This is a genomic window from Phycisphaerae bacterium, from assembly GCA_012729815.1.
In the GTDB taxonomy this organism is placed as follows: Bacteria; Planctomycetota; Phycisphaerae; order JAAYCJ01; family JAAYCJ01; genus JAAYCJ01.
This window is the reverse complement of record JAAYCJ010000246.1, coordinates 1-7889: the sequence shown is the minus strand read 5'-3', so window position 1 is coordinate 7889 and position 7889 is coordinate 1. Positions and strand designations below refer to the sequence as shown.

Below are 7889 nucleotides of genomic sequence, written 5' to 3'. Positions count from 1 at the left end.
CGTAGCGTCCGTCGTCCGCCGCCGGTCCGAGTCGCGGCGGCGATCCAACCGGCAACTCGTCGAGGTTGAACCCTTCGATCACGCAGCACTGGGTGTTCATCGGCATCAGCAGGAAAAACGGCCCGGCGCGGTGCGGATCGTCAACCCGGTTCAGTCCGCGCCGAAGCGCGGTCGGCACCGCGCCCGGCGTGTGCAGCGTGTAGGCTGAGCCCATCGTCTGGCCGAGGCGCAGGAAGAGCCCTTGTTCGGGCTTGGGGATTTGCTGCATGTTCGGGCCTTCGTCCTCGGTCGTCTCGTCGCCGAAGAGGTACCAGACGCCCAAGCCGTCCGACGCGGCGGCGAGCGACCCGGTCATGGCCTGTAGCGCACCCGGCCCGATGGAGGTGACGACCGCTGCCTTCTCGCCGGTCACCCACCGCAACGCCGCCGCGGCGTGCGACGCGGCGATCTCATTTCGGACCGCGAACGTCCGGACCACGCCAGCCGCCTCGTAGACCCGCAACACCTCGCCGATCTCGGTCGAGCCGTGGCCGAACACGCTGAGGAACTTGCGGACGTTCTGACGGACCAAGCCGAGCACCAGCGCCTCGGAGACGGTCATGTCGGCGCGGCGGGAAAGGGCGCCGCAGCGATAGGCCTCCTCGAAACCGCCGGCGTCGGTGATCGCCTGCGCCCGTTGTTTCCGCGCGTGGACCAGTTGTGCGTACTGCTCGGGTTTCACTCGTTGGAATCTCCTGTTGTCGGGACGAGGCGGAAACCCAACTCGGCCGAGAGGGCCAGCGCCTCGCGCCGGACCCGTTCGCCGTGGTCGGTCATGGCCTGCTCATCGATCCGTTCCTTCGGTCCTGAAATTCCGATCGCCCCGATAATCCGGCTGCGGAAATCGAAGACTGGGCTGGCCAGGCATCGCACGCCGGCGCGGTACTCCTCCCAGTCGCGGGCGAGCCCGGTTCGCATGACCGATCCCGTCTCCTCGGCCAGTTGGCCGTATGTCGTTACCGTGCGTTCGGTATGCCGCTTGAGCGTCTCGCTTCGGACCGCCGTCCGAAGTTCATCTTCGGTCATGCCCGCCAGCAGGGCCTTGCCCAGGGCAGTGCAGTAGAGCGGTTCGCTGCTGCCCGACCGGCTGGTCACGCCCACCGCGTGGCTGCCGAACTCGTGGTCGACCAGCACCACCGCCCGGTCACCCAGCACACCCAGATGCGCCGTCTCGCCCGTCTCGCGGGCCAGGCAGACCAGGTGCCGGCGGGCCAGATCCCCCAGCCGTCGTCGGCCGGCCAGGCGGCCCGCAAGGTCAAAGACCCGCTCGTCGAGCAGGTAGCCGCTCGACTCCGGCTCCTGTCGCACATAACCTCGTGTGGCCAAAGTATTTACGAGCCGATAGGCACTGCTCTTTTCGACTTCGAGGAGCCGCGCCATCTCGGTCAGCCGCACCGGCCGTTCCTGCTCGGCGATGTACTCGAGGAGCTGCAGACCCCGATCCAGCGACTGTATTCTCTGTCCAATCACCGTCATGGCTATACCTTCCTTCTTTGCGTGCAGTGTAACGGATCGCCGGGTGTTCCGCAATACGGTAGTCTGTTACTTATGATGCAACATCCGTTAGACATAAATGAGGAAGATCGCCCATGTTGCCGCAGGAGTCCCTACCGATGTTGGCCGATGAGGCGTGCAGGACCGCTGACGGCGGCGAGCGACCGGTGTCTCCGGGCCGTTTGAGCGCAGCCGTTGTTGTGGTCGTCATTGCCGCTTTGCCGGCTTTGCATGCGGCCTTCACGAGCCGCTCTTACGGCGTCGAGAGCTTCAAGGTCAACGCGTCGGACGCCCTGATCTTCCGGAGCGCGGCGGAGCTGCTGGCGCAGGGGCGATCGCCTTACGATGTGCAGGTTCAGCGTCGGCACATCGCCGAGACTTGGCTTGACGGTCAGGATCCGCCGTACTCGCTGCCGTTCGCGTATCCGCCCAACGCACTTCCGCTGTTCATGTTGTGCCTGGTGGGTCCACCGCGGTTGGGGTTTGTGCTCTTTGTTGCGGTGGGAACCTTGTTGATGCTGGCGGCTGCGTACCGGCTGGCGGGGCGGTTTTCGCGACATTCGTGGGAACGTACGATCATCGTCGTCGGGACCGGATTTGGCGGCGCGGCGATCTTCAACGCCATGCTCGGCCAAACGGGGGCTTACCTGGGTGCAGCCGTCTTTGCCTATGCCGCGTGCTATCGCAAGGCGCCGGGCTGGGCCGGAGTCGCGCTGGGATTGATGGCGTTCAAGCCGCAGTACGCCCTGTTGCTGGGCGTAGTGGCGTTGGTGGATCGGCAGTGGCGGACGGTCGCGGCTGCGGCGGCGACCTTCGTGGCGTGCAGTGTGTTGAGCGGTCTGCTCTTTGGCTTTGACCAGTGGGCGGCTTTTCTTGACGCCGTTCGGTCGTTCAACTACACCGCCGATTACATGTGCAACTGGATCGGCATCACGCATCGGCTGTATCCGGGCGAGCTGCGGAGCTTGTATGCAGCGGGAACATTTGTGATGCTGATCGGAGTCGTGGGTGTGGCTGCGTACTGCGCTCTGGACACCCGCGGCGCCAGCCGTTCGATGCGGCATCTTGCCGTGGCAATCGCTCTGGCGACGCTGGTCAGTCCGAACACGCATCCGTACGATTTGATTATCTGGCTCGTTCCGGTCTGCGTGGCGGCGGGCGCTCGGCCGAGGGTGCCGTTATGGGCGGCGGTCTTTGTGGCCGGTTTCGCCGTTACCGTGATGTTGGCGATGGGAGTGCGCTGGATGTTGCCGTTGATATCCTGTGCACTGCTGGTGTCTGCCGCGCGATCGGTGTGGGAGGATGATTCTCCATCGCGGATCGACACGGTGAAGCAGCGCGCCGGCTGATTGTCGCGTGCCGGCTCAGGCGTTGCCGAGTTTTTCGATCATGGCTCTCGGGATCGGCTGGATCGTTTCGCCGCCGCGAACGATGGTTTCGCAGACCATTTCGAAGAAGACCGCCCGCTGAATCGTCTCGTTGAAGTCTTTGCCGACGGTGATCTGGCCGTGGTTCTGCAGGATGCCGACGTTGTGGCCGGTCATCGCCGCGATCACGGCGTCGGCGAGCTCTTTGCTGCCGGGAAGCAGAAACGGGATCGTGGCGACCGGGCCGAGATAGTAGGGCGCTTCAGGCAGGACGCAGTAGTCGACCGGTTCCTTTCGGCAGGTCAGCACCGTGGCGAAGGGCGTCTGGAAATGTATCACCACGTTAATATCGGGACGCGCGCGGAGGATACCGGCGTGGAAGGCGATCTCGATGGTCGGCTTGGGACCTTGGACGGGTGCGCCGTCGGCGACGCGGCAGACCGTCACCTGATCGGCGGTCAGGTCCGACAGCCACGACTTGCTCGCTGAGACCAGCATCAGATCGTCGTCGATCCGCCAGGAGGCGTTGCCGCTGCTGCATTTCATCAGGCGATAGTCCCGCGCGGCGCGCCGGCATTGAGCCACGAAGTGTTCGATCCGACTATCATCTATGGCGGTCATTTTCGGTCCTCAAGGATCAGGATGCACGATCAGCAACGAAGCGACGCGTGGAGCTCACCTGCGGCAGGCACCACCCTCGCTGCGTTTTTCGTCGTCGGCCGTGGAGCAACTACGGCATGACCTTGTTCATGTAGTCGACGCTGCGGGGGACGCCGGTCTGTTCGTCTTCCGGGCCTTCGTATTCGAGGGCGATAAAGCCGTCGTAGCCGATCTTCTGGAGTTCGGCGATGCAGGCTGGATGGTCCACGTCGCCGTCGCCGACGGTGCACGCTTCAATGGTCCAGCCCCACGGCTTGGTCTCGTCCTTGACCTTGCGGAAGTCCTTGAAGTGGACGTAGGCGCAGTACTCGGCGGCGACCTTGGTACCGACGTGGCCTTCCTGTCCGCCCTGCATGTAGTTGCCGACGTCGATGGTGGCCCGCAGCAGCGGCGAGTTGACCGTCTTGATCACGTCCACCTGCTCTTCGCCGGTGCAGGGCAGTCCGCCGTGGTTTTCGAGGGCGAAGACGATGCCGTGCTTCTCGGCTTCGCGCAGGATGATCTCGAGGGCGTCGAGGATCCGCTGACGGCCCTTGGCCTTGGCGGCGGCGTCCAGGCGCTGCTCGGGCGGCAGGTGGCCGCCGAATATCCGCGAGACGGGCGCGCGGACCTTGTCGATCACGGGAACCCAGTTTTTGACCGCATCGACCTGCTGCTTGAATTTGGCTGGATCGTCGGTGTTGAAGTCGTTGGACATCGAGAGGCCCGAGAGCACCAGGCCGTGCTTGCCGATCGCGTTGAGGATCAGCGATGGCGCCTCGGCTGGGGTCTTGAGGTAGCGCACGTGGAAATCGACGCCTTCGACGCCGAGATTTCGGACTTCCTCGGCGAGGCGATTGGCGTCCCACTTCTCGGCGTCCCAGCGACGATGGAAGCTATAGTGGCAGATGGCCTTCTTCATGACGGACTCCTGTGGAGATCAAACCGGGCTGAGCTGGTGGCACTTCTCCAGGATCGCGATCTGACGACGCACGCTTTCGGGCGTGATGTGCAGCGGCTTGGCGTTGCGGATCGTCTCGTAGAGGTCACGATAGAAGCAGGTGGCTTCGCCCGGGAAGTCGTTGGATTTTTCCCACTTCTCCTCGGTCCAGGTCAGGTCTTCGCGGTTGTAGCTGCGATCGGGCGTCGACGTGCGGTCGATCGGGCGCGGCGGCATCTTGGAGAAATCGACGTACTTCCATTCCAGTTCGCCCATCGTGCCCTTGAGGCCGCCGGAGCTGCCCATCACCAGCCAGTTGCCCTGTCCGTAGGCGCAGGCGCTGGTGATCTCGAGGTCGATCATGGGCGATTTGGGAGCGGAGAAGACGACCTTGACGTGGTCCTCGGCGTCGCCGGAGGACAGGACATTTTCCATATGGCAGAAGATGTTGGGCTCGGCCGGCCCGAAGAGCTGGAGGGCTTGGTCGACGAAGTGCGGGCCGGTGTTATTGAGGGCGCCGCCGCCGAACTCCTTGAGGGTCTGCCAGTCCCATCGGCGGGAAAAGCCGTGGGCCATCATCTTGATCATCACAATCCGCCCGAGCTTGCCGGAGTCGATAACCTCTTTGACCTTGACGAAGTCGGGTGCGTAGCGGCGGTTCTGGAAGACCGCGAGCATCTTGCCGGTCTTTTTGGAGACGGCGATCATGCGGTCGGCTTCGGCGGCGTCGGCGGCCATGGGTTTTTCGCAGACGACGTTCTTGCCCGCCTCCATGGCTTGGATCGCGTGCGGCGGGTGCATGCGGTTGAGCGAGGCGACGACCACCAGTTCGACCCCCTTGTCGGCCAGCATCTGGTCGACGCTTTGGTAGACTTTGCAGCCGAACTCGTCGGTCGCCTCCTTGCAGCGGGCGGCGTTGGGGTCGGTCACGCCGACAATCTTGAAATTCTCGGGCATCGGCCGCATCGCGTTGATGTGGATGCCCCATCCGCTTCGGCCCAAACCGATGACTCCTACGGGCACGGGGGCGTTGGCAGCAGCGTTCATTTCGCGTTCTCCTTTGTGTCAAAAGTAGTCGGCCGTGACGCAAACTCGGGCCGCAGACCGCCAAAGGTAATGAATATTAACGATGGAGCACGGGGGCTTCAAGCGGTTTTCGCGGGCGGAAAGCACGGCCCGGGAAAGGGGGTTGACAGGAACCGCCTAAATGTTAGACTGTATTCGTTTATGTTAGAAACGCACATCGGACGACCATGCGGATTTGCGGGATCGATATCGGGACGACGAACACCAAGGCGGTGGTGCTGGACGATTCGGGCCGCCTGATCGCCCGCGAAACGTTCCCGCTGGGGCCAGCGGCGCGGGTGGACCGGCCGGCGGCGGAGGTCTGGCGACGGCAGTTCGAGGCGCCGATCCGGCATTTCCACGACCGTGGCCTGCTGGCCGGGCACAAGGTGGTCTGCGGGATCAGCACGCAAGGCGGCAGTTTCGTCCCTCTGGATGGGCGATTCGCACCTCTGGACCGGGGCTTCTCGTGGACGGCCCTGGCCGATGAGCAGATTGTCGCGGAGTTGTCCGAGCGGTTCGGGAAGGTGTCGTTTTACCGGGCCACGGGATGGGAGCCGATGCCGTGGCTGATGATCGCGAAGGTCCGCCAGTGGGTGCGGGAGAAGCCGGAAGATGTCCGCCGGCTGCGGTGCGTGGCGGCGGTGCCGGAGCTGATTACCGCGAGCCTGGCGGGCAGGCCGGTTGGCGATACAACCAACGCCCAGATCTGTGGAATGTTCGATTTTCACAAAGGCGATTGGGCGGACGCTTTGGTCGGCTGGGCGGGGCTGGAGCGGAGCCATCTGGCCGAGGTCCGGCCGAGCATCGAGGTGATGCTGGAGGATGTGACGGTGGCGGGCGTGAAGCTGACGCTGGCGGGCAGTTGCCACGATCAGTACGCCTCGATGATCGCCTGCGGGCTGGAGGAAGCGGGGACGGTTAACGTGGTCGGCGGCACCGCGTGGGTGGTCAACGGCGAGTCGGCTGAGCCGATCTACGACGACGCGCGGTTTACGATGCATCCGGGGCGAAGCGTGCGGCCGGGGCGATTCGGATACATCGCGTCATTGGGTGCGGTGGGGCGCGGGTATGAGCGTCTTCTGGAACGCCTGGGACTGACGGGAGAGCAGGTGGAGCGGATGGCGTGGGCGGATTTCTGGCCTCCGGAAGGGCCGATCAGGGCGGACCTCCTGGCCGGGACGGTCGATGGGCGGGGGCCGTCGGCGGCGCTGCGGTTCATGGAAGTCGCCGCAGCCCAGGTGCGAGACCGGCTTGAGACGATCGCCGCAGCCACTCCGGTCCGGCGGATCGTGATGACCGGCGGGGCGGCGGGCGGGCGTCACTGTCCCGGCATCCTGGCCTCGATGTGCGGCTTGGAGGTCGAAGCGGTCCAGTTCCCCGAGCTGGCGGCATTCGGGGCGGCCCTGGTGGCGGGTTGGGCGGTGAGCGGCCAGGCGCCGCAGCGCTGCTGGCCGGCTGAGGCGGCGGTGCAGGTGCATCGCCCCGACGACCGGCGACGCGCGCAATATGATGATTGGTACCGGTACTACCACGTGACGGGAAACGTGGATCGGGAGGGCAGAACGTGACGGACGGCCAGCGGACGCTGAAGATCGGGCTTTTGCCGGGGATGATTGAGCTGTACGAGCGGTTGGCCCCCGGCCTGCGGGAGAAGCTCGGCGAGGTGACGGTCCAGGCGAAGGCGGTGCTGGAGGCCGAGGGGATGGCGGTGGCGGCGGGCGAGGTGGCGGCGACGCGGGAACAGGTCCGCCGGGAGTGCCAGCGGCTGGGCGAGGCGGGGGTTGATCTGCTGGTGGTCGCCCACGTGACCTACTGCCCCAGCGGCGTGTTGGTTGATGCGATTGTGGAGGCGGGCGTGCCGACGGTGCTGTGGCCGGCCCAGCCGATGTTCGAGCTTCGCGGCGAGACGTACGACTTCGATACGGTCCTGCTGAACCACGGCGTGCACGGGACGCAGGATTTGGCCAACGTGTTGCGGCGGCGAGGCGTTGCCTTTGGCGTGGTGCACGGGCACTGGAAGCAGAAGGATACGCTGGCCCAGCTGCGGGAGTTTGCCGCGGCTGGGCGGGCGCTGCGGGCGATGCGGGACTCGCAGCCGGTGCAGATCGGCGGGCACTTTGAGGACATGCTGGACCTGCCGCTCACCGATCAGCTTTTTCTGGAGCGGATGGGATTGCGGCCGACGGCGGTGGACGTCGATGAGTTCGCAGCGAGAATCGAAGGTGTGGATCGGTCGGCGGTCCGTGAGATGATCGAGGCGTACCGGCGGGAGTTTCGGATCGACACGGCGGTCGACCGAGATCTGCTCAAAAAGACCGCGGTGGGAGAAGTCGCGCTGCGGG

8 protein-coding genes are annotated in these 7889 nt (G+C 65.0%); 3 read left to right on the top strand and 5 right to left on the bottom strand.

From position 1 onward, the window contains the following. Together GXY33_16150 and GXY33_16145 are read right to left on the bottom strand one after the other, a co-directional pair. A partial coding sequence (locus GXY33_16150) for a thiamine pyrophosphate-binding protein (protein ID NLX06670.1) occupies nucleotides 1-601 on the bottom strand: 601 nt, incomplete at its 3' end. 116 nt (nucleotides 602-717) lie between these two features. Further along, a complete protein-coding gene (locus GXY33_16145; GenBank protein ID NLX06669.1) occupies nucleotides 718-1515 on the bottom strand; it encodes an IclR family transcriptional regulator in 798 nt (265 codons plus the stop codon). A gap of 137 nt (nucleotides 1516-1652) precedes the next feature. Here GXY33_16145 and GXY33_16140 point away from each other — a divergent pair, with 137 nt between their 5' ends. Next, nucleotides 1653-2882 (top strand): DUF2029 domain-containing protein, encoded by a 1230-nt coding sequence (locus GXY33_16140; protein NLX06668.1) that lies wholly within the window; start codon nucleotides 1653-1655, stop codon nucleotides 2880-2882. Nucleotides 2883-2897: 15 nt separating this feature from the next. Here the strand turns inward: GXY33_16140 and GXY33_16135 are convergent, their stop codons facing one another. The 3 genes from GXY33_16135 to GXY33_16125 all read right to left on the bottom strand — a co-directional run bounded on the left by GXY33_16135 (nucleotide 2898) and on the right by GXY33_16125 (nucleotide 5526). Further along, on the bottom strand, nucleotides 2898-3521 hold the full coding sequence (locus GXY33_16135; protein NLX06667.1) for a class II aldolase/adducin family protein: 624 nt from the start codon (nucleotides 3519-3521) through the stop codon (nucleotides 2898-2900). Nucleotides 3522-3630: 109 nt separating this feature from the next. After that, a complete protein-coding gene (locus tag GXY33_16130; GenBank protein ID NLX06666.1) occupies nucleotides 3631-4461 on the bottom strand; it encodes a sugar phosphate isomerase/epimerase in 831 nt (276 codons plus the stop codon). An 18-nt stretch (nucleotides 4462-4479) separates the two neighbouring features. Next, the gene (locus GXY33_16125) at nucleotides 4480-5526 is read right to left on the bottom strand and encodes a Gfo/Idh/MocA family oxidoreductase (GenBank protein ID NLX06665.1); all 1047 of its coding nucleotides are present in this window, start codon (nucleotides 5524-5526) and stop codon (nucleotides 4480-4482) included. Nucleotides 5527-5732: 206 nt separating this feature from the next. On the opposite strand from GXY33_16125, the gene GXY33_16120 reads away from it, so the two are divergent. Together GXY33_16120 and GXY33_16115 are read left to right on the top strand one after the other, a co-directional pair. Next, nucleotides 5733-7115, top strand: coding sequence for an FGGY-family carbohydrate kinase (locus GXY33_16120; GenBank protein ID NLX06664.1), 1383 nt, complete (start codon nucleotides 5733-5735; stop codon nucleotides 7113-7115). Then, the coding region (locus tag GXY33_16115; protein NLX06663.1) for a hypothetical protein at nucleotides 7112-7889 on the top strand (778 nt) is incomplete at its 3' end. The genes GXY33_16120 and GXY33_16115, both read left to right, overlap by 4 nt.